Below are 24,579 nucleotides of genomic sequence, written 5' to 3'. Positions count from 1 at the left end.
GACGGCTCACGGGTTCTCGGTCCGTGGTAGCCCGTTCCACGATGGATTCATAACCCGTGAGTTACTGGTATTGGACATAATGAGCAATACCGTGATCGACGCGGAATCCGTTCGCGACCGCGCCGGCGACGACCTGTACGTCCTCGACATCCGGCCGACCTACAGCTACGAGGAGGCCCACATCGAGGGGAGCCACAGCCTCCCGATCTACGACCAGCTGAAGGGAGAGAACTTCATCGGCCTCGAAGTCTCGGCGGACGAACTCCCCGAGGACGAGGAGATCGCCGTGGTCTGTTTCAGCGGTTCGACCGCCGACGTGGCCGCCGAGCGCCTCCGCGAACTCGGGTTCGACGCGAAGGCGATGCGCGGCGGGATCGACAACTGGGACGCCGCGACGGCGGGGACGGTCGCGACGGCGTAAGTTGGCTCCGCCGTCACAGGGTGTTTCTGCGAGGAGAGTATTGGGCGATAGCTACAAAACGCCTATATCGGTCGAGCCCGAACCGGTGGGTATGGCGGACGACATCGAGGAGATCCGCGAGCAGAAACTCGAACAGCTGCAGGAACGAGCCCGGGAGGAAGCGGCCGGGAGCCCCGAAGAACCCATCCCGGTCGCCGGCGCCGACGAGCTCGGATCGACGACCGACGAGCACGACGTCGTGCTGGTCGACTTCTACGCCGACTGGTGCGGGCCGTGTCAGATGCTCGAACCGGTCGTCGAGACGATCGCCGCCGAGACCGAGGCGGCGGTCGCGAAGGTCGACGTCGACGCCAACCAGCAGTTAGCCGCCGAGTACGGCGTCCGCGGCGTGCCGACGATGGTGCTGTTCGCCGACGGCGAGCCCGTCGAACGGCTGGTCGGGATGCAGGACGAGTCGCAGCTCCGGCAGCTTATCGACTCCCACACGGGCGCCTAACCCCGGACGGGAGCGCGTCGCGAGTGAACCGCCGCCTACTTATCAGTCAGCGCCCCCATCTACGGGCATGATCCAGGTCGGAGTTGTCGGCTACGGCACGATCGGGAAACGCGTCGCCGACGCGGTCGTCGCACAGCGGGACATGGAGGTCGTCGGGGTCGCCAAGACCTCGCCCAACTTCGAGGCCGAGACCGCCGTCTCGAAGGGGTTCGAACTGTACGCCGCCGTCGAGGAGCGCCGCGAGCTGTTCGACGAGGCGGGCATCCCCGTCGCCGGCGACCTCGACGCCCTCGTCGACGCCGCCGACGTGATCGTCGACGCTACCCCCAGCGGGATCGGCGCCCAGAACAAGGAAACGTACGAGGCACACGACACGCCCGCGATCTACCAGGGCGGCGAGGACGCCGACGTGGCGGACACGTCGTTCAACGCCCGCGCGAACTTCGAGGACGCCGTCGGCGCCGACCACGTGCGCGTCGTCTCCTGTAACACGACCGGGCTCTCCCGCCTGCTCGCGCCGCTCCGCGAGGAGTACGGCGTCGAGAAGGCCCGCGTGACGCTGGTCCGCCGCGGCGGCGACCCCGGCCAGACCGGCCGCGGCCCCATCGACGACATCCTCCCCGACCCCGTCTCGCTGCCGAGCCACCACGGCCCGGACGTGAAGACGATCTTCCCCGACGTCGACATCGACACGCTCGGGCTGAAGGTGCCGGCGACGCTGATGCACATGCACTCGGTGAACGTCACCCTCGAGGACGACGCCGACGCCGAGGCGGTCCGCGACCTGCTCGCCGAGGAGTCCCGCACGTTCCTCGTCCCGGGCTCGGCGGGCATCGACGGCTCGGGCAAACTCAAGGAGTTCGCGCTCGACTCCGGGCGCTCCCGGGGCGACGTGTGGGAGAACTGCATCTGGGAGGAGTCCATCGCGGTCCGGGGCGACGACCTCTACCTGTTCCAGGCGATTCACCAGGAGTCCGACGTGGTGCCGGAGAACGTCGACGCGATCCGCGCGATCACGGACTCCGCCGGGAAGGCCGAGAGCATCGCGACCACCAACGAGACCCTCGGGATGGGGCTCGGCCGCGACCTGTAAGCCGGCGCTACGCCTCCGTTTTCGGCCGACAGCGCTCCAGCGTCTCGACGGCGACCAGCGGCTCGCCCGTGAGCGCGCGGATGTACGCGCCGCCGGCGATCGAGACGTGCGAGAAGTCGGCCTCGTCCAGCCCGTACATCCCGATCGCGCGGGAGGTGTCGCCGCCGCCGACGACCGAGAAGCAGTCGGTCTCCGCGATCGCTTCGAGCAGCCCCACCGTGCCGTCGGCGAAGCGCTCGTCCTCGAACACGCCCAGCGCGCCCTTCACGAACACGGCCTCGCTGTCGCCGACGATCTCGCGGTAGCTGTCGATCGACGCCGACCCCACGTCGAGGAACGACGTTGTCTTCTCGTCGATCTGCCAGAGCGCGATCTCGGCGCGCTGGTCGTACTCGTCCTCGTAGGCGAGATCCAGCGGCAGGTGGATCTGGTCGCCGCGCTCGTCGAGCACGGCGCGGATCGTCTCCTCGTTGCGCTCCCACTGCTCGTCGAAGCGGTCCGAGCCGCCCACGTCGTGGCCGACGGGGTGGCCCGCGGCGCGGAGGAACAGTTCGCCCGCAACCCCGCCCAGGCAGAACGCGTCGACCTTGTCGCCGATGGCGTCCATCACCTGGATCACGTCGGTCGCCTTCGTGCCGCCGACGACCATCGTCACCTGGCCGTCGAACTCCCGGGTGGCGATCGCGGAGTTGGCCTCGTACTCGGTCTCCATCACCCGGCCGGCGTAGGCGGGCAGGACGTACGGGAAGCCGACCAGCGACGCGTGACCGCGGTGGGCCGCGGAGTAGGCGTCGTTGACGTACGCGTCCGCGGCGTCGGCGAGCGAGGTGACGAGCTCCGACTCGCCGTGGGCTTCGGGCTCGCGGTCGGCGAGCTCGTCGTCGTGCATCCGGACGTTGTCGAGCAGCAGCACCTCGCCGGGGTCGGCGTCGCCGATCGCGTCGATCGCCGTCGCGCCGCAGATGTCGTCGACGTACTGGACCTCGCGGTCGAGGTGGTCGCTCAGGATCCCGGCGTGCTGGTCGAGGTGGGTGAAGTCGTCGCGGCCGGGGCGACCCTGGTGGGCCAGACAGATCACCCGGTGGCCGGCGTCGGCCAGCTCCGAGACGGTGCGGGCGTGGCGCTCGAACCGGCGGTTGTCCCGGACGGTTCCGCCCTCGATCGGGGAGTTGAGGTCGAGGCGGACGAGCACCCGCGCCCCGGAGAACCGCTCGGCGAGCGCGTCGAGCGTCGCGAAAGAAGCCATCGTCGCGCGGTTTGTGCCAGTCGCACTTCAAACCGACCGGTTCCGTCGGCGCCGACCGACGAGATGCCGGGAGGGGACCGAGATAGCCGTCGACAGAAGGCTTTTGAGCGGTGCTGGTCTACGCCCACCCATGCGTAGGGATGACCGCGAAGACCCGTTCGGCGACATCTTCGACGAGATCGAGCGGATGATGGGGGGTAGTCGGGAGGGGGCCGACGGCGACGCCCACGTCGACGCCTTCGACGAGGGCGACCGGCTCCGCCTCGTCGCGGACCTTCCCGGCGCGAGCAAGGAGGAGATCTCGCTGCAGTGCGACGGCGAGACGCTGACCATCGAGGCCGGCGAGTACCGCGAGCGGGTGCGCCTCCCGACCCGCGTCGACGAGCACAGCGCCGAGGCGACGTTCAACAACGGCGTGCTCGAGGTCGGCTTCGAGAAGCTCGACGACGCCGCGGACATCGACCTCTCCTAGCGGCTCTCGGCCGTCTTCCGGATCAGTCCGGCGAGTCGGTCGTAAAAGTCCGGCTCGTACTTCGTCGCGTCGTCCACCGTCGGCCGCGCGTTGGTCTCGTTCACCACGAGTCGGTCGTCGGTCTCCAGCAGGTCGACGCCGAGGTAGTCGATCCCCAGCACGTCGGCCGCCTGTTCGGCGAGTTCCCGAGCCTCCGGCGGGAGCGAGACGCCCTCGGCGACCGCGCCGCGGTGGACGTTGTGTTTCCACTTCCCGGCCTCGGTCTCCTCGGCGGGCAACCGGCGCTCGACGGCGCCGGCGTACTCGCCGTCGACGATCATCGCCCGGTAGTCCCGCGCGTCTGGGAGGTACTCCTGCAGCAGGTAGGAGCGGTCCCCCGTCGCGCGGAAGTCGTGGACGAGGTCGAGGTAGTCGGTGACGCCCAGCAGCGAGTCCGGGTCGCCGACGCGGGCGACGCCGACGCCGCGGGTGGTGGAGTTGGGCTTGATCACGAGCGAGTCGGTGTCCGTGCGGCGCCGGAGGTCGTCGGCCGCCGCGGCGACGGCGTCGTCGTCGACGGGGTTGGAGACGAGCGTCGTCTCGGGGACGGGGAGATCGGCCGCCGAGAGGGCGGCGAGCACCTCCGCTTTGTTGCGGGAGGTGAGGATCGCCTCGCGGTCGTTCACCCAGGGAACGTCGAGCGCGGCCGAGACGGCGCCGCCCTCCATGGGGCGGGAGGGGAACACGAGGCCGGCGTCGACGCTCGGGAGGTCGGGCGCCGAGAGCGACAGCGTGCGCTCGCTGGCTCTGACGGCGACGACCTCGATCCCGCGGTCGGCGAGCGGCTCGCGGACGCGCTCGAACGTCTCCTGTTGGGTGGCGACGGCGAGACGGAGCATACTCGTGGGTACGGGCGGGCGGAGTTATAGCCGGGCGGTTCCGGAAAACGGGGGGCGCTCAGTTGGCGTAGTAGTACTCGCCGTCGCGCTTCTGCTCGCGGTCCTTCTGGCTGCCGGGCTTGTTGATCCGCGGGCGGCCGGTCCGCTCGTCGCGGCGGAACGTGATGTCCAGGTCCGCGAGGAAGTCGTTCATCCCGGCGCGCATCTCTTGGGCCGGCCGGGCGGTCCCGTGGTCGGCGGGCTCGCCGTCGAACACCATCAGGCGGTCCGACAGCAGGTCGATCATGTAGATGTCGTGGTCGATCACCATCGCCGTCGCGTCGTGGTTCTCGGTGTACCGCCGGATGGCGGAGGTGGCCTGCACGCGCTGCTCCACGTCGAGGTGGGCGGAGGGCTCGTCGAGCAGGTAGAGGTCGGCGTCCTCCGAGAGGCAGGCGGCGATGGCGACGCGCTGGCGCTCCCCGCCCGAGAGGTCGTCGAGGTTCTGCTCCATGATCCGCTCCAGCTGGAGCGGCTGGGCGATCTCGGTGTTCCAGTAGGAGGAGCCGAACTGGTCGGTGATCGACGAGAGGAACGCGTCGACGCGCATCGGCTGGTCGATCTCGATGTACTGGGGCTTGTAGGCGATGTCGAGCTGCGTGTCGAGTTCGCCCTCGTCGGGCTCCAGCGCGCCGGTGAACAGCTTCGCGAGCGTCGACTTCCCGATCCCGTTCGGGCCGACGACGCCCAGCACTTCCGACTCGTAGATGGTGCCGGCCTCCACGTCCAGCGAGAACTCGCCCTCGCCGTAGGACTTCTGCAGGTCGGGGTACTCCACGAGCGGCTGCCCCTTCGTGGCGGCACGCGGCGCGTGCTCCTCGAACGTGATCGCCTCCGGCCGGATCCGCATGTTCTCGTTGTCGAGGTAGCCCGAGAGGTACTCGTTGATCCCGTTACGGACCGATTTGGGGTCGGTGACGACACCGTAGGCCCCCGGCTCCCCGTAGGTGATGTGGAGCGTGTCCGCCAGCAGGTCGAGGATCGCGAGGTCGTGTTCGACGACCAGCATCGAGCGGTCGCCGTCCTCGGAGAGCTCCTGGATCAGCTGAGCGGCGGTCATCCGCTGGCTGATGTCGAGGTACGGCGTGATCTCGTCGAGGAAGTAGAAGTCGACGTCGCGGGCCAGCGTCGCCGCGAGCGCGACGCGCTGGAGCTCCCCGCCGGAGATGGAGTCGATCGCCTGATCCATCACCGGCCGGATCGACAGCTCGTCGACGAGGTAGTCGAGGTCGCCGCGCTCGTCGGTCTGTTCGAGCAGCTGGCGCACCTTCCCGTCGAACTGCTTGGGGATCTGGTCGACGTACTGGGGCTTGCGTGCGACCTCGATCTCGCCGTCGATGAGCTGTTCGAGGTAGTTCTGGAGCTCGGTGCCGCGGTAGCGGTCGAGCACCGCCTCCCAGTCGGATCGCCCTCGTACTCGCCGAGGTTGGGCGTCGTCTCGCCGGCCAGCGCGTGGACGGCGGTCGACTTCCCGATCCCGTTCGGGCCGAGGATACCGGTCACCTTCCCCGGTTCGGGGGTGGGGAGCCCGTAGAGGGCGAACGCGTTGTCGCCGTAGCGGTGGACGGGCTCCTCGTCGAGCTCCGAGGGGAGGTTGATGATCTCGATCGCGTCGAAGGGGCACTTCTCGACGCAGATCCCGCAGGACTCGCCCAGACAGATCTCCTCGGAGATGTGGATCTGGTCGGGGTCGCCCTCCATCGCGTCCTCGCCGCGGAGCGTGATACACTCCTTGCCCGTCCGGTTCGGCGGGCAGAAGTTCTGACACTCGTAGTTGCATCGGTCGGGCTGGCAGCGATCCAGGTCCACGACCGCGATACTGTCGCTCGACATCAGAAACTCACTCCGGTCGAGAGCACGACGGTGTAGCTCAGGAACCAGAGCGCGAACGTCATGAACGCGACGTAGAGGTTGTCCTTGATGCCGAACTCCGACACGTCGACGCGGAGGGCGTAGAGGATCGGGTACTGGGCGATGACGAACCCCGCGACCACCGCCAGCGGCGTCGTCGTCGACACCGTCGACGGGTCGGTGCCGAACACGATCGCGCTCACGACGGCCGCGCTAACGCCGGCCAGACAGGCGAGGGTCGTGACGGTCACCCCGCGGACGTGGTCCGAAAGCCCGCGAGAACTCTCCGTAGCCATGCGGAGGACTCCGTGACGCGCCGACAAAAGGAGTTCGCTTGGCCGGCGGACGTGTTGGGCCACGACACCAGTCCACGAAGATTTATGGCAGTGGAGGGTTTCGATCCGAAATGATGACCGAGACTGACGAGGAGGCCCTCGACGACCTCCCACCAAGCGCCAAGCTCGTGTTCAAAGTGCTCGAGTACGACGGTCCGCTGACCCAGAAGGGGATCGTCGAGGAGTCGATGCTCTCCGCGCGGACGGTTCGCTACGCGCTCGAACGACTGGAAGGGATCGGCGTCGTCGACGAGGACGTCTACTTCGCCGACGCGCGACAGAACCTCTACCAGCTCAACCCGCCGGAGCCGGTGCAGGCCGACGGCGGCGCCGAAGCCTGCTCCGGGCAGGCCGACTGATCGAGACGCCGACTCAGCGGTAGCCGTCCGTCATCCGCTCGACGTACTTCGCCATCACGTCGACCTCCAGGTGGATCGGGTCGCCGACGGCTTTCTCCGACAGCGTCGTGATCTCGCGGGTGGCGGGGATGATCGCCACCTCGAAGCGCTCCTCGTCGCGCGCGGCGACGGTGAGGCTGATGCCGTCGACGGCGATCGAGCCCTTCTCGACCACGTACTGGCTCAGTTCGGCGGGCAGCGAGAACGTGTAGCGCCAGTCCTCGCCGACCTGTTCGATCGACTCCACGGTCGCGGTGGTGTCGACGTGGCCCTGCACGACGTGGCCGTCGAAGCGCCCGTCCGCCGGGAGCGCGCGCTCGACGTTGACGGGATCCCCGACCGACAGCTCGCCCAGATACGTCTTCGCGACCGTCTCGCTCGCGAGGAACACCTCGAACCAGTCCTCCCCGAACGCCTCGACCGTGAGACAGACGCCGCTGACGCTGATCGACTGCCCGTGGTGGAGATCGTCCAGCCCCGACGCCGCGACGGTGAGGCGGCGCCCGTCCTCGGTCTCGCTCACGTCGGTGATCTCGCCCGTCCGCTCGACGATGCCGGTGAACACGTCCGGGGCTCGGCGGTCGCGTCTCAAGAGCGTTTCCACTCTCGATTCCGTTACGGGAAGGTTTTGCCGGTCGGGCGCCTACCCCGCGGTGATGCGACTCGGCCTGCTGGAGACCGTCGGCGTCGCGGGCAGCCTCGTGTTCGCGATCCCGCTGGGGATCTACGCCGTCGAGCGAATGCTCGGCGGGGAGACCGTCGTCGGCGGCGCCTTCCTCGCGGTCGCGGTGCTGATGGTACTGCTCCCGAAGTACCTGACCACGCCCGGCGACCTGCCGGGGATGGCCGCCGAGCGGGCGGTCGAGGGCGCCGTCGCCGACACCGAGGAGTCCGAGGAGGAGTAGGCCGGCGAGCCGGCGGCGCCGCCGCCCGTGGCGAACAGACGGCGCGCCGTCGCCGCCGCGGGGGGTGCGCCGTGCTCCCGCCTCGACCGCCCCGCGGCCCGGTTCAGACCACGGGGTGGCTGGCCGCGTTCTCCTTCAAAAAGTCGGGGGCGAGCTACTCGGGTGCGACCGGCGAGAACCGGACGGGATAGCTCGCCAATCGCTCGTAGCCCTTCTCGGTGACGGCGACGAGGTCCTCGATCCGGACGCCGCCGGTATCGGGGTCGTAGACGCCCGGTTCGATCGTGACCACGTTGCCGGGTTCGAGCGGCGCGTCGGCCCGGAGTGAGGGTCCCTCGTGCAGGCTGACGCCGACGCCGTGGCCGACGCCGTGGGTGAAGCCGACCTCGGAGGAGTCGATCCGGAACCCGTGGGCCGTGAGCTCGGCCGCGGCCTCCTCGTGGACGCTGCCGGCGGTGACGCCCGCCTCGACGTGTTCCAGCGCGGTCTCGTGGGCCTGTTCGACCGCGACGAACGCGCGGCGCTCCCAGCCGCCGTCGCTGTCGACGGCGAACGTCCTGGTGAGGTCGCCGTAGTAGCCGTGGGGCCCGCGCGGCGAGACGTCGAGCAGCACCGTCTCACCCGGGGCGATCTGGTCGATCCCGGTGTAGTGGAGGTCCGCGGCCGTCGGCCCGGCGCCGACGACGGTGTTGCCCGCGCTGCGGACCCCGTGGCTGGCCATCTCGGCGTCGACCTCCCGGCGCAGGCGCTCGGTCGTGAGCGGTTCGCCCTCGTACAGCAGGTCGTCGTCGGCCGGCTCAGCGGTCGCGAGCACTGCCTCGGCGCGGGCCATCCCGCGGCAGGTGACGGCCTGTACTCGGCGGAGGCAGGCGAGTTCGGCCTCCGTCTTCCGCTCCCGGGCGTCGGCGACGGCGGTCGTCGACGCGAGCTCGTAGCCGGCCGCTTCGAGGTAGAGCGCGGCGTCGTGGGGGACGCTGGCCGGCGTGAGCACGGTCGACGCGTCGTCGTCGCTATCGCCGAGGTCGTCGAGCACTGTCGCCGCGCGGACGCCCGCCGGATCGCTCTGGTTCTCGGTCCGGGCCTCGCGGGCGATCCCGTCGTCGGGCGCGCCGTCCACGAACTCCCGGTGGGCCTGCTCGTCGAACAGCCCCGGCGCCGTCAGCGCGGCGCGGTCGGGCGTGACGACGACGGCGTAGTCGCGGTCGGGGCCGCCGAACCGCGAGAGGTAGCGCAGGTCGTCGGCGAACCGATCGCCGACGGCGACGAAGCCGGCGGCGCCCGCGTTCTCGACGGCGTCGGCGATCGGCCGCAGGTCGGTCGCGGGGGCGTCGGGGTGGTCCGAGTCGACCTCGGGCGCCCCGGGGGCGAGTTCCCGGCTCACGGCTCCGGTTCGGGCGCCTCCAGCGACTCCTGCACCTCGTCGATCAGCTCCGCGGGTGGGTCGTCACGGAGTTCGTTGAACAGCACGACGCTGATCGGCAGCGTCGGCGCGCCGGTGACGAGGTTCTCCATCAGCACCAGCCGCTCCCGGGCGCGGGACATCCCGACGTAGAACACGCGGCGCTCGTTGTCGGTGAGCACCGGCACGGGGTCGGTGGTCTTGGTGAACTCCTCGTCGCCGGGCGTCTCGAGCCCCTGCTGGGCGGCCTGGGCCGCCATCTGCTCGACGACCTTCTCGGTCAGGTCGGTCGCGACGAACACGTGGTCGGCCTCGCGACCCTTCGCAGAGTGGATCGTGCCGACGCGGATGCGGTCGGGATCCATCCCGCGGTAGTCGCCCTCGAAGTACGCCTTCATCGACTTGCGCTGGAACGAGGTGATCTTCCGGGCCATGTCGCCGGCGCTCCGCGGGCCGGGCATGAACGGCACCACGTCCTCGACGGCGTCGGGCGCGACCGGGATCTCCGCGAGATCCTCCTTCGCGGACTGCTCCTCGACCTCGTCGATCAGGTCGTACAGGTCGTCGCGCTCGCTGCTGCCGAACGCCGACTCCTGCAGGATGTCGGCCAGCCGCCGGGCCTGCAGCGCGGTGAGGCGCTCGCCGGCGTCGACGGCCTCGATCGCGCGGACGTAGTCAGTGAGTCGGTCGGTCCAGAGCCGCTGGTCCGTGAGCGAGGAGAACGGCATCCCCTCGTCGATGAACTCGTCGACGAAGTCGAACATCTGGTAGCGCGCCCGGAACAGCAGCATGATCGTGCCGTCGCCGTCCTCGCTTCTGTCCTCCTGTTCGACGGTGTGGCGGACGTTCCGGACGAGTTCGAGCATCGACGGCGACTCGGCGGCCTCGACGCGGCCGCCCTCCTTCCGCGGTCGGAGATCCTTCTCCTGGCGCTTGTCGATGTGGCGGATCTCCTTGTTCACCACGTTGAGCACGCGGGAGGGGAGCCGGTAGGAGTTCGGCAGCACCACGTCCTCGTCCACGTCCTCGTCCAGCAGCAGGTCGGGGTCGGCGCCCTGCCAGGCGTAGACGACCTGGTCGTCGTCGCCGGCGATGAGCGCCTTCTCCAGGTGGGGTTTCCACTCCTCGTACACCTTCGACTGCAGCGTCGTGATGTCCTGGAACTCGTCGATGATGAGGTAGTCGACGTTGGGCTGGAGGGACCGCTGGGCGACGCGCTCGAGCATGTCGGCGAAGCCGACGATCCCGTTCTCGCCCTTGTAGCTGCGCCACGCGCGGATCGCCTCGGGCACGTCGAGGCGGTCGTCGTCGGACGGCCACGTCGGGGTGTACTTGTTCCCCTCCTGGGCGTTGGGGTCGATCTCGGGCGGGAGCCGGACCTCCTCCACGTTCCACTGGAACGGCACGTCGTACCAGTCGGCGACCTCGCGGTCGGTCCGCTGGAGCCACTGGGAGGTGGCGATCACCTTGTTCCCGAGCGTCGTCGATCGGGCGGTCCGCCGGCCGGCGCCGGACTTCTCGTCCTCGTACTCGACGCCGTACTCCTCGCAGAACTCCTCCTTGTCGCTCTCGCCGACCACGTCGCCCCGCGAGAGGTCGAGCAGCTCGTACGCCTTCGCGTGCATCGTACACACGTTACCCTGCAGCGCCCGCGGCGTCGTGTCGAGCCGCTCGGCGAGGCGTTCGCGGATCTCGGCGGCGGCGGCGCGGGTGTAGGACACCACCAGCACGTCCCGGACAGTCACGTCCGGGTCCTCGAGCAGCTCCTCCACCCGGTCGAGGAGCGCGGTCGTCTTCCCGCTCCCGGGCCCACCGAACAGGCGCGTGACGTGAACGTCCGACTCGGTCATTACCGGTTACAGGGGCCGGTGCCCAATAAGGAAGTGGGTTCGCGAGACGGCGATACGCGGGTGTCCGTGGCTCAGGGCCGCCAGCCACAGACCGAACACTCCACCGCAGACGCTTCGTGAAGGCCGCCGCAGTCCGGACACTGTTTCTTGTTATAGGACTCCTCCCATCCCCGTGTCTCGTGCCCACGGTCTTCGAGGAACTCGTCGAACAGTTCGTCGGCGGAGTGCTGCTCTGACGTCGCCATGCATGTCACAGTATGCCACACACCTAAGTAAGTCTTGTGCCCCCGTGCCACACCCCCCTGCCGACGGCCGACGAGCTCGCGCCGTCGACGCCTCGCCGGCGCCGATGGTCCCGGCCGACCGGGAGCGAGTCGGGATGAATCAGACGACGGCCAGCGGTCGCGGGATCGCTCCGTAGAGGGAAGGTTCTTAAGGTGTTCGACGGTACGGCAACCCATGGGACTGTTCGACCGACTCCGGGGCGAGAGCGACCCCCGAGTCGTCTTCCTCGGTATCGACGGCGTGCCGTTTAGCTTGCTCGACGAGCACCCTGACGAGTTCCCCAACTTCGCCGCGCTCGCCGACGAGGGCAGCGCCGGCCCGATCGACAGCATCGTCCCCCCCGAGTCGAGCGCCTGCTGGCCGTCGCTGACGACCGGCGTCAACCCCGGCGAGACCGGCGTCTACGGCTTCCAGGACCGCGAGATCGGCACGTACGACACGTACGTCCCGATGGGGCGTGACGTGCAGGCCACGCGGCTCTGGGACCGCGTCGCCAACGACGGCCGCGACGCGACGGTGATGAACGTCCCCGTGACGTTCCCGCCCCAGCGCAACGTCCAGCGCATGGTGTCGGGCTTCCTCTCGCCCAGCGTCGAGAAGGCCGCCTACCCCGACGAGCTCCGGGAGTATCTGGAGTCGATCGACTACAAGATCGACGCCGACGTGAAGCAGGGCCACGACGACGACAAGGGGCCGTTCATGGAGGACGCCCACGAGACGCTCGACCGGCGCTACGAGGCGTTCACCCACTACCTCGAGCAGGACGACTGGGACCTCTTCTTCGGCGTGTTCATGACGACCGACCGCGTCAACCACTTCCTGTTCGAGGATTACGAGCGCGACGGGCCGAACAAGGAGGCGTTCATGGCGTTCTACCGCCAGCTCGACGAGTACATCGGCGAGATCCGCGAGATGCTGGCCGACGACACGACGCTCGTGGTCGCCTCCGACCACGGGTTCACCAGCCTCGACTACGAGGTCCACCTGAACGAGTGGCTCGAGCAGGCGGGCTGGCTCTCCTACGAGGACGACGACCACGAGGAGCTCGGCGACATCGCCGACGACACCCGCGCGTACTCGCTGATCCCCGGCCGGTTCTACGTCAACCTCGAGGGGCGCGAGCCCCGCGGGAGCGTTCCCGAGGAGGAGTACGACGAGGTCCGCGACGAGCTCAAGGCCGAACTCGAGGCGCTCGAGGGGCCCGACGGCCGGAAAGTCTGTGAGCGCGTCGTCGAGAAGGAGCAGGCGTTCCGTGGCGACCACGACGACATCGCGCCGGATCTGGTCGCGATCCCGAACCACGGGTTCGACCTCAAGGCCGGCTTCACCGGCGGCAGCGACGTGTTCGCCGACGGCCCCCGGAACGGGATGCACAGCTTCGACAACGCCTCGCTGTTCGTCGACACGCCCGACGCCGACATCGAGGACAGCGACCTGCTGGACATCGCGCCGACGATCCTGGACCTGATGGAGCTGGAGTTCTCCCGGACGGAGTTCGACGGCGCCAGTCTGGTCCGGAGCTAACCCCCCGAAGGGTCCCGAAAGCGGCATACCCCTGCCGCCACACGCTCCCCCATGGAGTACGAGGAGCCCAAGTTCTTCGAAGTGATGGGCTACGTCGGCGACGCCGACGGCGACGTGATCGACATGGTCAGCGGCAACCCTGACTGGGAGCCCCCCCAGGCCCTGCGGGACGGGTTGACGGAGTACGCGGAGTTCCCGGCGGATCGCTTCCAGTACCCGCCCAGCGACGGCACCGCGGCGCTCAAAGCCGAGATCGCCGAGCGCCGCGGCGTCGCCCCCGCGCGGGTCGTCGTCACCAACGGCACCGGCGAGGCGAACTACCTCGGGATGGCCGCGGCGCTGGAGCGCGACATGGGCGAGGAGGTGCTGCTGACCGACCCCGTCTACCCGTACTACCCCGGGAAGACGAAGATGCTCGGCGGCGACCCCACCTTCGTCCCCGCCAACCGCGACGGCAGCCTCGACGTCGACGCCTACCGCGACGCCATCAGCGACGACACCGCGCTGGTGGTGCTCAACACGCCGAACAACCCCACCGGCGCCGTCTACGACCACGCGAACGTCGAGGAGATCGTCCGCCTCTGTGAGGCCCACGACGCGCTCGCGGTCGTCGACGAGGTGTACGACCACTTCGACCTCTCCGGGGGGTTCGAGTCGGCGCTCACGATCGACTCCGACCGCCGGATCGTCACCTCGGGGTTCTCGAAGTCGCTCGCGATCACGGGGTTCCGAGTGGGGTACGCGATCTTCCCGGAGTGGCTCGTCGAGAACGCGAAGGCCCGGCACATGCTGGTCAACGTCGCCACGACCCGCCCGGGCCAGCACGCGGTCCTCCGGGGGCTCGAGGGCGCCGACGCCGCCTACTACGAGGCCGCCCGCGAGCTGATCCGCGAGCGCGTCGACACGTTCACCGACGCCCTCGACGCCGCCGGCGCGGAGTACACCCGCCCCGACGGCGCGTTCTACGTGATGGCGCGCTTCGACGGCTACCCCGGGACGATGGCGAACGTGAAACGGCTCGTCGACGAGGCCGGCGTCGCCGGGATGCCCGGCGAGGGGTTCGGCGACGCGTACAGCGACTGGCTCCGCTTCGCGCTGGTGACGCCGCGGGTCGAGGAGGCGGCCGACCGGCTGGCCGAGTTCTTCGCGTAGAAGCTCTCTTTCGCCGTTTCTCTTCCAGTCCCGTGAGCGCAGCATCGACGCCGCTCAGCACCAATAAACCGTATTCCGGGATAGCGAACTGCGGTCGGCGCCGCCACACAACGCTCAAGCGCCCCCGGCGAGAACGCCCGCCCGTGTCGACCCGCGAGGAGAAGCGCGAGCTCGGCCTCGAACTGCTCGCCCACCTGGAGGACGAGGAGCTGTCGCTGGCCGAGACGATCGACCGACTGGAGGCGGTCACCACCAGCCCCTCGCTGACGCGGGAGATCCTCGACGACGCCGAGAAGCGCGGGCTGATCGAGCGCGAGGACGGCCGCCTGCGCACGCAGACGGGCGGGACGTTCGTGCGCTTCGAGAGCGAGGTCGTCGAACGTGAGGGCGAGTACGAATGCCGGCGCTGCGGGGCGAGCATCTCGACGGGGCACTTCGTGCAGTTCGAGGCCGGGGAGCTGGGGCCGTTCGGGCCCTCCTGCGTCAGAAAGGTGCTCGGCCGGGAGTAGCCGAACGACTCACTGCTGGCCGACGACGACCTCGACCGTGGCGTCCTCCTCGAACGGTGCCTCGAACCCCTCCAACCGGTCCCGGACCGCCTCCTCGAAGCGCTCGCGGTCGTCGCCGAGCACCGCGGGCGAGCAGAACGAGAGCGAGAGCAGGTAGCCGACGACGCCGTCGGCGTCCCACTCGCGATCGACCGCGAAGGCGCGCCGTGCGGTGTCGAACCCGTGGTCGGCGAGCGTCTCGGCCCACGGGTCGTCGTACTCGATCGGCCCGGTCCGCTCGGGCGGGTCCTCGAGGAACTCGGCGACGACCTCGTACACCGCGTCCTGCCAGTCCGCGGTGCCGCGAGCCAGCCACTCGGTGTCGCTCAGGAGGGCGACGCCGCCCCCGGGTTCGGTGATTTCCTGAAGGGTGTCGAGCGTTCGCTCCTGAGCCATCCAGTGGAACGATCGACCCATCACGGTCAGGCGGAGCGGGTCGAGCTCGTCGGCCAGGTCGGGGAGGTCGGCGTCGCTCCCGACCAGCCACTCGGTGTTCGACGCGTCGGCGACGCGGGCGCGCTCGCGGGCGTGGTCGATCATCGCTCCGTTCGGGTCGACGCCGACGACCGCGTCGACGTGGGGCGCCAGCGCGACGCCGAGTCGGCCGGTGCCGCAGCCGAGATCGAGCAGCCGGCCCGTGCCGTCGAGGTCGAACCGCTCGCGGAGATAGTCGAGGGCGGCGTCGTCGTACTCCGGGCGGTAGACGGCGTACTGCTCGGCGGTCGACGCGAAGCGCGTCGCTGGGTCGTCCTCGGTCACGGGTCGACGAACCGGCCGGGGCGAGAAAAGCCGTTCCGTTACCAGGCCGACCAGGCGCTCGTCTTCTCGTCGCGGCCGAACACGCGCTTGACGTCCTTCGCGAACGCCAGGTCGCCCTCGTGGTCGAGCTTCTTGTGGCGGTAGTCGTCGGCGACGGCGTCGCGGAGCTGGATGCTGTCGACCGCGAACTCGTCGTCGCCGAACTCGTAGGTGTCGCCGACGACGAACTCGAAGTCGCCCGGCAGGAACGCCTTGGTGCTGCGGGACTGCTCGTTGCGGCCGTCGCCCTCCTTGGGGTGGATCGTGATGTTCACGCCGACGTTGTCGACGACGCGGGTCCACACCGTCTCGACCTCGTCCATGTCGGCGTGCTCCGTGCGGCGCTCGGGACCGATCTCGATGCTCGTGACCTCGACCTGCTGGATCGCCTGCTCGGTCTCGACGACGAACTCGTCGCCGGCCTCGATCTCCTCGTCGGCGACCGCGTTCAGCGTCGCCTTGTAGGAGTCGCCGTCCTGGGAGACCACCACGTCGACGGTGACCTCGTCGGGCGTCTCGATCTTCTCCTTGTGGACGTGGCCACACTCCGTACACCGAACCGTCGTCTGCCCGCCGGGACTCAGCACCTCGTGGACCGTCTCCTCGCGGGGCGAACAGGAGGGACAGGGTAGCGGCAGGCGATCTGCGGACTCGCTCATACGGTCGATTGCCGGTCGAGCGGGTTAAAAGCGCCTGTTCGGGGGGCGCCGTGAGAGGGAGGCGCGCGGTTCGTCGCGGTCGGTCAGGGGAGCGCCCGCAGGTCGGCGAGCATCTCGTCGAGATCCTTCGTCGACGCCGCGAGCGAGAACCCGTCCCGCTTCGCGAGGGCGGGCGCGTGGTCCCACACGTCCTCGGGTTCGATCCCGTGGAGCACGACGGCGTTCGGCGTTGGCGTCAGCACCCGGAGGGCGACCAGCGGCGACTCGCCGCGCGTCACCTCGGTGAACACGAGCGCGCGGTCGGTGCTCTCGCCGTACAGCCGGTAGAACTCCTCGCTCGAGAGGCGAGTGATCGCCTCGATGCTGTCGATCACGGTGTGGCCGTTGACGTGCGTGGAGTCGCTGCCGGCGAGTTCGGTCGCGCCCGTGGCCTCGTAGAACTCCGCGAGCGGCACCGCCCGGGAGTACTCCCGGAGGTCGTGGACGATGTCGCTCTCGAACCCCGCGGTCACCACCCGGGCGTACTGGCGGACGTGGGCGCCGCCGCGGGCGGTGTCGATCGCGAGCAGCCCCTCGACCAGCCGCCGGACGACGCCGATCCCGGGGCTCTCGCGGCGGCCGCTCTCGTAGTCCGAGATCACCGACGAGGAGACGTCGATCTCCTCGGCCAGCGCCGTCTGGGACACCTCGAAGTCGGTGCGCCACTTCCGCAGCGTCGCGCCGGGGTCGTCCGAGAGCACCACTTCGCCGGCGATCCGGCGGGCGAGTCGGCGCTCAGCGTTCTCGGTCACGCGTCGGCGTCGGCGCCCCCGCGAGATAGGCGTGTCGGTGCGGTTCCCCCTACTCGCCGAGGGTGACGCTGTCGTCGGCCGCCGACCGCAGCGCGTCCGAGCGCCCGTAGCTCCCGGGCGCGATCGCGAGCGTCCGGACGCCCTCCCGCCCCGCGAGCTCGAAGGCGGGCTTGAAGTCCGTGTCCCGGGAGGCCACCGCGATCGTGGCGACGCGGTTCCGGAGCACGAACTCGGCGGCGTCGACGGCGAGTTTCACGTCCACGTCGCCGCTGGTGGTGATCACCTCGAACCCGTGGGCCTCCGCCGCCCGGATCAGGCTCCCGGGCGCGTCCTCGTTGAGGTAGAGCCGCGCGGCGACGACCCGGCCGGAGGCGGCCGCGGCCGCACGCACGTCGTCCAGATCCACGTCGAACTCCTCGCGCAACACGTTCGGCCCGTCGACGAACAGCGCGACCCCCTCGCGCCGGTCGCCCAGCAGCCGCCGCACCAGGTCCATACCCACCCCTGCGGTCGCCCCGGGTTATCGCTTCCGGGAAGCGTCGAGGATCGGCACGCAAACTAGTAAACGAACTTTCGTAGCGAGTTAGTTGAAAGTTCTACAGAGAATATTTAGGCTAAATCAGTACAAATATATGTCCGCTTCCTCGTTGTGCTCCTGGCTATGCCAGAGGATACCGAACACGGTTGGCAGCGACGTGGCGTTCTGCAAGGGATCGGCGCGCTGGGCGCGGCGGCGGCCTTCGCGGGCGTCGGCGCCGCGACGCCGGGCCGGGACCCGGGCGCGAAGGAGAACGAGGTGCTCGTCGGCGTCTCGGCGACGGCAGACGGCGTCGCCACGACCGTCGAACAGTACGTGCCGGGCGACGCCGAGCTCGTCCACGAGAACGAGACGCTGCGCTACGTCGCGGTGCGGTTCCCGGCGACGGCCAGCGACGCCGCCCGGGAGAACTTCGTCGAGGCGGTCACGAAGAAGGAGCACGTCAAGTACGCCGAGGCGAACGCGACCCACGAGGCGCTGGCGACGCCGAACGACCCGCAGTTCGGCGACCAGTACGCGCCCCAGCAGGTCGACGCGCCGGGCGCGTGGGACACGACGTTCGGCGACTCGTCGGTCACCATCGCCGTCGTCGACACCGGCGCGCAGTACGACCACCCCGACCTCGCGGGCAACTACGCGTCGAACCCCGGCTACGACTTCGTGGACAGCGACTCCGACCCGTACCCGGACGCCCCGCAGGACGAGTACCACGCGACCCACGTCTCGGGCTGTGCCGCCGCGGTCGTCGACAACGACACCGGCGTCGCCGGCCAGGGGAACTCCACGCTGATCAACGGCCGCGCGCTGGACGAGAACGGCAGCGGCTCCACCTCGGACATCGCCGACGCGATCGAGTGGGCCGCCGACCAGGGCGCCGACGTGATCAACCTCAGCCTCGGCGGCGGCGGGTACACGGACACGATGAAGAACGCGGTGAGCTACGCCACGAACAACGGCGCGCTCGTGATCGCGGCGGCCGGGAACGACGGCTCCTCGTCGGTCTCCTACCCTGCGGCGTACTCCGAGTGCGTCGCCGTCTCAGCCGTCGACGACAACGAGGAGCTCGCCTCCTTCTCCCAGTACGGCGACTCGGTCGAGCTCGCCGCGCCGGGCGTCGACGTGCTCTCGACGACGACCGAGACCCGCGGGGGGTACGAACGGCTCTCGGGCACCTCCATGGCCTGCCCGGTGGTCTCCGGCGTCGCCGGGCTCGCGCTCGCGCAGTGGGATCTCTCGAACAGCGACCTGCGGAACCACCTCAAGAACACGGCCGAGGACATCGGCCTCCCCGACAGCCAGCAGGGCAGCGGGCAGGTCGACGCCGGGGCGGCGGTGGGCACCGAACCCGGCAGCGGCGGTGGCGACGACGGCGGCGACGACGGCGGGTCGGGCGACTCCACCACCTCCTCGGTCGACGGGAGCCTCGAGGGGTACTGGGACTACGACGACTACAGCTACGGCTGGAACTACGACAGCCCCTCGCAGGTCGTGGTGGAGCTCGACGGCCCCAGCGACGCCGACTTCGACCTCTACGTCAACACGGGCACCACCGAGGACGCGACGCCCAGCGACTACGACTACGGCTCCTACTCCACCGACAGCCAGGAGTCGATCACCATCGACAGCCCCGACGACTCCACGGCGATGCAGATCGACGTGGACTCCTACAGCGGGTCGGGGAGCTACACGCTGACGGTCACGGAGTACCAGTAAGCCACTGATCCGGCCGTAGAACGCACAGAACGCGAGAAACGGCGGCGTACGGGTCAGACATCCGGGCCGCCGTCCGTCACTCGATGCCTTTTTTCCTACCTCTCGTGGAGTGTCCGGGTATGTCTGTGACACCACGCCACGTGGGTCATGCCGCCGCCCGCGCCACGGCGACGGGTGGTCTAACGTGGTAGAGCGCACACGCACCCTCGGCTTCCGCGTCGCGTTCGCGCTGGGGCTGGGGACGATGATCGCGGCGGGGATCTTCTCGCTGTCCGGCACCGCGGTGTACCGGATCGGCTCGAGCGCCGTCATCTCGTTCGTCATCGCGGCGCTGGTCGCGAGCATCACCGCCGCGGCGTACTCGGAGTTCGCCTCGATCTACTCCGAGAACGGCGGGGGGTACCTGTTCACCTCCCGCACGTTCGAGGAGCAGGACCTGCTGACGTACGCCATCGGCGCCTCGCTGTTCCTGGGGTACACGGGGACGACGGCGTTCTACCTCGCGACGATGGACGAGTGGTTCTTCCTGTTCATCCTGCCCGAGTCCGTCGGCGGCGTGCTCCCGCGGGGCACCGTCGGCATCGCCGCCGCGGTGCTGCTCGGGACGCTGAACGCCCGCGGGACCGAGGAGTCGGGCGCGTTCCAGGTGATCGTCACCGCGGCGAAGGTGGCGGTGCTGCTCGTGTTCATCGCCGGCGCGATCAGGTTCGCGGGCGCCGGCCAGGCGACGACGACGTTCACCGGCAGCTTCGGGAGCGTCGTCGGCCAGTCGACGGATATCCTCTCCGTCGCCGCGCTCGCGTTCATCACCTTCTTCGGCTTCTCGGCGATCGCGGCCTCCGCGGGCGAGATCATCGACCCGAAGAACACGGTGCCGAAGGCGATCGCCGCCTCGATCGTCACGGTCACCGTGCTGTACACGTTCGTCATCGTCGCGATGGTCAACACGCCGGAGACGATCGCGGGCCAGCCGCGCGGCGAGATCCTGCAGGCCGGCGAGACCGCCATGGGGAAAGTCGCCGCCGCCTTCCTGGGCCCGGTCGGCCAGCTGCTGATCGTCGCCGGCGCGGTGTTCTCGATGGTGTCGGCGTCGAACGCGTCGATCCTCGCGGCCTCCGGGATCGGCTCGCTGATGGGTCGGCAGGGCGACGCCCCCCGGAAGTTCTCCCGCATCCACCCCGACTACGGCACGCCGTTCTACTCGGTGAGCGCCGCGACCGCCGTCATCGCCGGCCTCATCTTCGTGTTCATCACCCTGTTCGGCCACCACGGCGTGCTCGGCGCGCTGGCGGCGGCGCCGTCGCTCGGGCTCGAGCCGCTGACCGGGTTCGCGACGTTCAACCTGCTCGTGCCGCTCTCGGTGGTGAACGTCACGCTGATCTACTCCCGGCGCAACAAGCCCGAGCTCACCCGCGGCTTCGAGATGCCGCTCGTGCCGTACCTCCCGATCCTCGGCGTGATCGCCAACCTCGCGCTGGTGTACAAGCTGCCGACGGTCGGCGTGGTCATCGGCGTCGGGCTGACGCTGCTCGTCGTCGGCGCCTACCTCCTCTGGGGCGGCGCGCTCGAGGCCGACGAGCTGGTCCGGGAGGCCGCCGGCGAACGCCAGGTGGTCAGCCTGGTCGGCGGGGGCGGCGACCACGCGCTGCCGAGCGTCGACGACCGGTTCACCGTGCTGGTGCCGGTGAACCGGCTGGAGCGGGCGGTCGACCACGCGCGGCTCGCCTCCCGGATCGGCGAGCTCCACGACGGCGCCCCGGTCGTGAAGGTTCTCAACACGGTGAACGTCCCCGACCAGGCCGACTCGGCGGCGTTTCTCGACACGGCCGAGGAGCGCATGAGCCGGCTGGAGAGCGACCTCGCGGAGATCGAGGGCGAGGTGACCGCCGACCTGCTCGCGGAGGGGCACGTCTCCCGGGACGTGGCGTTCGACATCCTCCAGACCGCCCGCGAGGACGACGTCGACCGGATCCTGATGGGGATCCCCGAGGAGCACCCCCACATCACCGAGAAAGTGGAGTACGAGGCGCCGTGTGACACGCTGTTCGTCGGCGGCGGCGACCGGCCCCGCGACCTCTCGCGGGTCACTATCGGCGCCGGCGGCGGCCCCCACCACACCGCGCTGCTCGACCTCGCGGAGCGGCTGGGCGACGTGGGGAGCCGGATCGACGTGGTCAGCGTCGACCCCGAGGGCGAGAGCGGGATCGCCGAGGACGTGGAGCCGACGCTGGCGGTGTTCGACGACGACGAGGACGTGCACGTCCACAGCCTCACCGGCGAGAACATCGCGGCGACGCTGGTCGATCAGGCCGCCGAACACGAGGCGACGCTGATCATCGGCGCGACCCGGACGCGGTTCCTGCGGCAGTGGGTGTTCGGTTCGACGACCGACCGCGCGGTGTCGCTGGCGGAGAACCGCGGCGTGCCGGTGATCGTCTACGCGACCGCGGCGGCCGGCGGCTACCGGGGGCGGCTGAGCGAGGCGCTGTTCGCGCCGTACCGGTATCTCCGGAAACACCTGTAGCGACCGAGAGCCCCAGACCTATTAGCCGGCGCCGCCAACCCCGGCGTAATGGCGACCTGCGACGAGTGTGGCAAGCAAGAGAACATGCCGTACGAGTGCCGCCGCTGCGGCGGCACGTTCTGTGCGGACCACCGGCTCCCGGAGAACCACGACTGCCCGGGGCTGGAGTGGGACGACCCAGTCGGCGTGTTCAACCAGGCCGAGGAGCGTGACGCCGGGACGAGTCGGGGCGGCCGTGCCGGCCTCCGACGCCGTGCCCGGTCGATCTGGCGGAGCTACGTCCGGAACAACGCGACGTTCGTGTTCCTGCTGTTGATGTGGGTGACCTGGGTGAGCCAGCTGGCGATCCGGATCCTGGTCTCCCCCGAGCTCGAGGCGACGCTGTTCGTCCTGCGCTCGGAGCACCCCGAGTACGTCTGGACGTGGATCACCTCGGTGTTCGCCCACGGCGGGATCTTCCACATCGCGGCCAACAGCATCGGGATCTTCTTCTTCGGCCAGGTGGTCGAGCGCCGGATCGGCACGAAGCGCTACGTCGGGCTGTTCCTGCTCTCGGGCGCCGCCGCCGGGCTCGCCCAGATCGGCGCGAGCATCCTTCTCACGCCGGGGATCGCGACGGGCGTCGTCGGCGCCTCCGGCGCGCTGCTGGCGATCATGGGCGTGCTGACCATCCTGAACCCGGGGCTCACGGTGTACCTCTACTTCTTCCTGCCCGTCCCCATCTGGGCGCTCACTATCGGCTTCGCCGCGCTGAGCCTGCTGCAGGGGTTCGGCCAGGTCGGCGGCGGCGCCGGCATCGCCCACTGGGCCCACCTCGCCGGGCTGGCGATCGGGCTGGCGTACGGGCTGTACGTGCAGGACCAGATCGAGCCGCCCCGCCAGCTCCAGTTCGGGGGCGGCGGCCCCGGCGGCCCGGGTGGTCCCGGGCGCCGCGGCGGCGGGTTCTGAGCCGTGTTGCTCGCCCGCCCCGAGTTCCGGCCCGACCCCGCGCTCTCCCGCGCGGAGATGGAGTCGCTGCAGCGCGAGATCGCCGACGCCGCCACGTTCGCGGACGACCTGCCGTTCGATCCGGACGCGGTGGGCGTCGACGACCCGGTCGAGGCGGACGCGAGCGGGACCGAACGCCTCGGCGCGAACAGCGACGCGCCGGTGATCGTCGGCGTCGATCAGGCGTTCCTCGACGAGCGCGCGGTGTCGGCGATCGTCGCGGTACAGGACGGCGCGGTGATCGAGCGAACCCACGCGGTGACGCCGCTCTCGATCCCGTACGTCCCGGGGCTGCTCGCGTTCCGCGAGGGCGGGCCGATCCTCGCCGCGTTCGAGGAACTGTCGGTCGAGCCAGACCTCGCCGTCTTCGACGGCTCCGGCCGGATCCACTTCCGGCAGGCCGGGATCGCGACCCACGTCGGCGTCGCGCTGGACCTGCCGAGCGTCGGCGTCGCGAAGCGGCTGCTCTGCGGGGAGCCGGTCGAGCCGGTCGACGACCGCCCCGCGGGCTGGTCGACGCCGATCGAGGCCGGGCCGGACGTGGAAGCCCCCGAGTGGACCACGATCGGCCACGCCTACCAGTCCCGGCAGTGGGACCGCGACCAGTCGATCAACCCGCTGTACGTCTCGCCGGGCCACCGCGTCTCGGCGGCGACGACGCGCGATCTCGTCGACGCGCTGTCAGCGGGGTACAAGCTCCCCGAACCCACGCGGCTCGCGGATCGCTACGCCGACGACGCGAAAGCCGAGTACGAGTGAGTCGGCGCCGCGCGGTCGCTCGACCCGCGGCCGCGTTTGCTCACACTTAACCCGCGGCCGGTCCAGCACGTAGCTATGCGACCGGAGACGGTGCTGATCACTGGCTGTTCGTCCGGCATCGGCCGCGCCACCGCCGCGGCGTTCCTCGACGACGGGTGGACGGTGTACGCGACGGCACGCGACACCGACGATCTGGGCGCCCTCGAGGACCACGAGCACTGCGTCGTCGACGAGCTCGACGTGACCGACGACAGCGACGTGCGGAACGTCGTCAACCGGATACTCCGCAACGAGGACCGGATCGACTGCCTGGTCAACAACGCCGGCTACGCCCAGTTCGGGCCGACCGAGGAGCTCCCCGTCGACGCCGTCGAGGACCAGTTCGAGGTGAACGTGTACGGCCCCCACCGGCTCACGCGCGCGGTGCTCCCGCACATGCGCGAGGCGGGCGAGGGGACCGTCGTGAACGTCTCCTCCGTCGCCGGCCGGCTGTCGATGCCCGGCGGCGGCGCCTACGCGGGCTCGAAGTTCGCGCTCGAGGCGATGACCGACGCGCTGCGCTGGGAGGTCGAGGAGCACGGGATCGACGCCGTGCTCGTCGAGCCCGGCCCGGTCGAGACCCAGTTCACCGAGCGCGCCGAGGAGGAGTCCGACCGGACGGAGCGCACCGGCGCCTACGACTGGTTCTGGTCGATGTTCGAGGACACCGAGGCCGTGGGCGGCGGCGGCACCGGCGCCGTCGAACCCGAGCGCGTCGCGACCGCGATCGTCGACGCCGCCAACCTGACGGACCCGCCCGCGCGGATGCCCGTGGGCACGCTCGCGGACCTGCTGCTCAAGAGTCGGTTCCTCCCGGACTCGGTCCGGGATCTGGCGATCCGGTTCGCCCGCAAGCGGTTCGCGTAGGCCGTCGACGCC

The 24,579-nt window shown here is 69.9% G+C and carries 25 protein-coding genes and 1 pseudogene; 14 read left to right on the top strand and 12 right to left on the bottom strand.

Features of this window, described 5'->3' with window-relative positions; genetic code table 11:
• Positions 1–79: 79 nt before the first annotated feature.
• The 3 genes from ACP95_RS04420 (at position 80) to ACP95_RS04410 (ending at position 2,010) form a co-directional block, all read left to right on the top strand.
• A complete protein-coding gene (locus tag ACP95_RS04420; RefSeq protein ID WP_049980045.1) occupies positions 80–421 on the top strand; it encodes a rhodanese-like domain-containing protein in 342 nt (113 codons plus the stop codon).
• A 91-nt stretch (positions 422–512) separates the two neighbouring features.
• Positions 513–917 carry a thioredoxin gene (gene trxA / locus ACP95_RS04415; RefSeq protein ID WP_049980044.1) on the top strand — a complete coding sequence of 135 codons (405 nt, stop codon included), beginning with the start codon at positions 513–515 and terminating at the stop codon, positions 915–917.
• A 67-nt stretch (positions 918–984) separates the two neighbouring features.
• Entirely contained in the window at positions 985–2,010 is a 1,026-nt protein-coding gene (locus tag ACP95_RS04410) for a type II glyceraldehyde-3-phosphate dehydrogenase (RefSeq protein WP_049980043.1), read from the top strand.
• A 7-nt stretch (positions 2,011–2,017) separates the two neighbouring features.
• Here ACP95_RS04410 and ACP95_RS04405 read toward each other — a convergent pair whose 3' ends face one another.
• The gene (locus tag ACP95_RS04405; protein ID WP_049980042.1) at positions 2,018–3,256 is read right to left on the bottom strand and encodes a phosphoglycerate kinase; all 1,239 of its coding nucleotides are present in this window, start codon (positions 3,254–3,256) and stop codon (positions 2,018–2,020) included.
• 130 nt (positions 3,257–3,386) lie between these two features.
• On the opposite strand from ACP95_RS04405, the gene ACP95_RS04400 reads away from it, so the two are divergent.
• On the top strand, positions 3,387–3,728 hold the full coding sequence (locus tag ACP95_RS04400; protein ID WP_049980041.1) for an Hsp20/alpha crystallin family protein: 342 nt from the start codon (positions 3,387–3,389) through the stop codon (positions 3,726–3,728).
• Here ACP95_RS04400 and ACP95_RS04395 read toward each other — a convergent pair.
• The 3 genes and pseudogenes from ACP95_RS04395 to ACP95_RS04385 form a co-directional block, all read right to left on the bottom strand.
• Positions 3,725–4,606, bottom strand: coding sequence for an ATP-grasp domain-containing protein (locus ACP95_RS04395; protein WP_049980040.1), 882 nt, complete (start codon positions 4,604–4,606; stop codon positions 3,725–3,727). The genes ACP95_RS04400 and ACP95_RS04395 overlap by 4 nt on opposite strands.
• A 58-nt stretch (positions 4,607–4,664) precedes the next feature.
• Positions 4,665–6,478, bottom strand: a pseudogene (locus ACP95_RS04390) (ribosome biogenesis/translation initiation ATPase RLI).
• Complete coding sequence (locus ACP95_RS04385; RefSeq protein ID WP_049980039.1) at positions 6,478–6,792, bottom strand: EMC6-like membrane protein; 315 nt, start codon at positions 6,790–6,792, stop codon at positions 6,478–6,480. Before ACP95_RS04385 ends, ACP95_RS04390 begins: the two are co-directional and overlap by 1 nt.
• A 113-nt stretch (positions 6,793–6,905) precedes the next feature.
• On the opposite strand from ACP95_RS04385, the gene ACP95_RS04380 reads away from it, so the two are divergent.
• Entirely contained in the window at positions 6,906–7,190 is a 285-nt protein-coding gene (locus tag ACP95_RS04380; RefSeq protein WP_049980064.1) for an ArsR family transcriptional regulator, read from the top strand.
• Between the two features lie 13 nt (positions 7,191–7,203).
• On the opposite strand, the gene ACP95_RS04375 is transcribed toward ACP95_RS04380, so the two are convergent.
• On the bottom strand, positions 7,204–7,794 hold the full coding sequence (locus ACP95_RS04375; protein WP_049980038.1) for a riboflavin synthase: 591 nt from the start codon (positions 7,792–7,794) through the stop codon (positions 7,204–7,206).
• 91 nt (positions 7,795–7,885) lie between these two features.
• Here ACP95_RS04375 and ACP95_RS04370 point away from each other — a divergent pair, with 91 nt between their 5' ends.
• On the top strand, positions 7,886–8,134 hold the full coding sequence (locus ACP95_RS04370; RefSeq protein ID WP_049980037.1) for a DUF7533 family protein: 249 nt from the start codon (positions 7,886–7,888) through the stop codon (positions 8,132–8,134).
• Between the two features lie 154 nt (positions 8,135–8,288).
• On the opposite strand, the gene ACP95_RS04365 is transcribed toward ACP95_RS04370, so the two are convergent.
• The 3 genes from ACP95_RS04365 to ACP95_RS16040 all read right to left on the bottom strand — a co-directional run bounded on the left by ACP95_RS04365 (position 8,289) and on the right by ACP95_RS16040 (position 11,628).
• Positions 8,289–9,515 (bottom strand): M24 family metallopeptidase, encoded by a 1,227-nt coding sequence (locus ACP95_RS04365; protein ID WP_049980036.1) that lies wholly within the window; start codon positions 9,513–9,515, stop codon positions 8,289–8,291.
• Entirely contained in the window at positions 9,512–11,383 is a 1,872-nt protein-coding gene (locus tag ACP95_RS04360; protein WP_049980035.1) for a UvrD-helicase domain-containing protein, read from the bottom strand. Before ACP95_RS04360 ends, ACP95_RS04365 begins: the two co-directional genes overlap by 4 nt.
• Before the next feature lie 71 nt (positions 11,384–11,454).
• Positions 11,455–11,628, bottom strand: coding sequence for an HVO_0416 family zinc finger protein (locus tag ACP95_RS16040; protein ID WP_202593775.1), 174 nt, complete (start codon positions 11,626–11,628; stop codon positions 11,455–11,457).
• A gap of 214 nt (positions 11,629–11,842) precedes the next feature.
• On the opposite strand from ACP95_RS16040, the gene ACP95_RS04355 reads away from it, so the two are divergent.
• The 3 genes from ACP95_RS04355 (at position 11,843) to ACP95_RS04345 (ending at position 14,853) form a co-directional block, all read left to right on the top strand.
• Positions 11,843–13,192: an alkaline phosphatase family protein gene (locus ACP95_RS04355; RefSeq protein ID WP_049980034.1), complete on the top strand. Its 1,350-nt coding sequence runs from the start codon at positions 11,843–11,845 to the stop codon at positions 13,190–13,192.
• Positions 13,193–13,243: 51 nt separating this feature from the next.
• Entirely contained in the window at positions 13,244–14,344 is a 1,101-nt protein-coding gene (locus tag ACP95_RS04350) for a pyridoxal phosphate-dependent aminotransferase (protein WP_049980033.1), read from the top strand.
• A gap of 143 nt (positions 14,345–14,487) precedes the next feature.
• Positions 14,488–14,853: a DUF5830 family protein gene (locus ACP95_RS04345; protein ID WP_049980032.1), complete on the top strand. Its 366-nt coding sequence runs from the start codon at positions 14,488–14,490 to the stop codon at positions 14,851–14,853.
• A 9-nt stretch (positions 14,854–14,862) separates the two neighbouring features.
• Here ACP95_RS04345 and ACP95_RS04340 read toward each other — a convergent pair whose 3' ends face one another.
• From ACP95_RS04340 to ACP95_RS04325, 4 genes are all read right to left on the bottom strand, one after another.
• Entirely contained in the window at positions 14,863–15,651 is a 789-nt protein-coding gene (locus ACP95_RS04340; RefSeq protein ID WP_154018433.1) for a class I SAM-dependent methyltransferase, read from the bottom strand.
• Between the two features lie 38 nt (positions 15,652–15,689).
• Positions 15,690–16,349: an HVO_0476 family zinc finger protein gene (locus tag ACP95_RS04335; RefSeq protein WP_049980031.1), complete on the bottom strand. Its 660-nt coding sequence runs from the start codon at positions 16,347–16,349 to the stop codon at positions 15,690–15,692.
• An 83-nt stretch (positions 16,350–16,432) separates the two neighbouring features.
• Positions 16,433–17,140: a helix-turn-helix domain-containing protein gene (locus ACP95_RS04330; RefSeq protein WP_049980030.1), complete on the bottom strand. Its 708-nt coding sequence runs from the start codon at positions 17,138–17,140 to the stop codon at positions 16,433–16,435.
• A gap of 49 nt (positions 17,141–17,189) precedes the next feature.
• Positions 17,190–17,636 carry an NYN domain-containing protein gene (locus tag ACP95_RS04325; RefSeq protein ID WP_049980029.1) on the bottom strand — a complete coding sequence of 149 codons (447 nt, stop codon included), beginning with the start codon at positions 17,634–17,636 and terminating at the stop codon, positions 17,190–17,192.
• Between the two features lie 165 nt (positions 17,637–17,801).
• On the opposite strand from ACP95_RS04325, the gene ACP95_RS04320 reads away from it, so the two are divergent.
• The 5 genes from ACP95_RS04320 (at position 17,802) to ACP95_RS04300 (ending at position 24,567) form a co-directional block, all read left to right on the top strand.
• Positions 17,802–19,391, top strand: a complete 1,590-nt coding sequence (locus ACP95_RS04320) for a S8 family serine peptidase (protein ID WP_049980028.1) — start codon at positions 17,802–17,804, stop codon at positions 19,389–19,391.
• Between the two features lie 184 nt (positions 19,392–19,575).
• Positions 19,576–21,915: an amino acid permease gene (locus ACP95_RS04315; protein ID WP_049980027.1), complete on the top strand. Its 2,340-nt coding sequence runs from the start codon at positions 19,576–19,578 to the stop codon at positions 21,913–21,915.
• 48 nt (positions 21,916–21,963) lie between these two features.
• The gene (locus tag ACP95_RS04310) at positions 21,964–22,863 is read left to right on the top strand and encodes a rhomboid family intramembrane serine protease (RefSeq protein ID WP_049980026.1); all 900 of its coding nucleotides are present in this window, start codon (positions 21,964–21,966) and stop codon (positions 22,861–22,863) included.
• Between the two features lie 3 nt (positions 22,864–22,866).
• Positions 22,867–23,661: an endonuclease V gene (locus tag ACP95_RS04305; RefSeq protein ID WP_154018432.1), complete on the top strand. Its 795-nt coding sequence runs from the start codon at positions 22,867–22,869 to the stop codon at positions 23,659–23,661.
• Between the two features lie 75 nt (positions 23,662–23,736).
• Complete coding sequence (locus ACP95_RS04300; RefSeq protein WP_049980025.1) at positions 23,737–24,567, top strand: SDR family oxidoreductase; 831 nt, start codon at positions 23,737–23,739, stop codon at positions 24,565–24,567.
• The last annotated feature ends 12 nt before the right edge of the window (positions 24,568–24,579 follow it).

Origin of the sequence: Halolamina rubra (genome assembly GCF_000739555.1) — an archaeon.
Taxonomy (GTDB): domain Archaea; phylum Halobacteriota; class Halobacteria; order Halobacteriales; family Haloferacaceae; genus Halolamina; species Halolamina rubra.
This window is presented reverse-complemented; position numbering and strand designations above follow the sequence as displayed.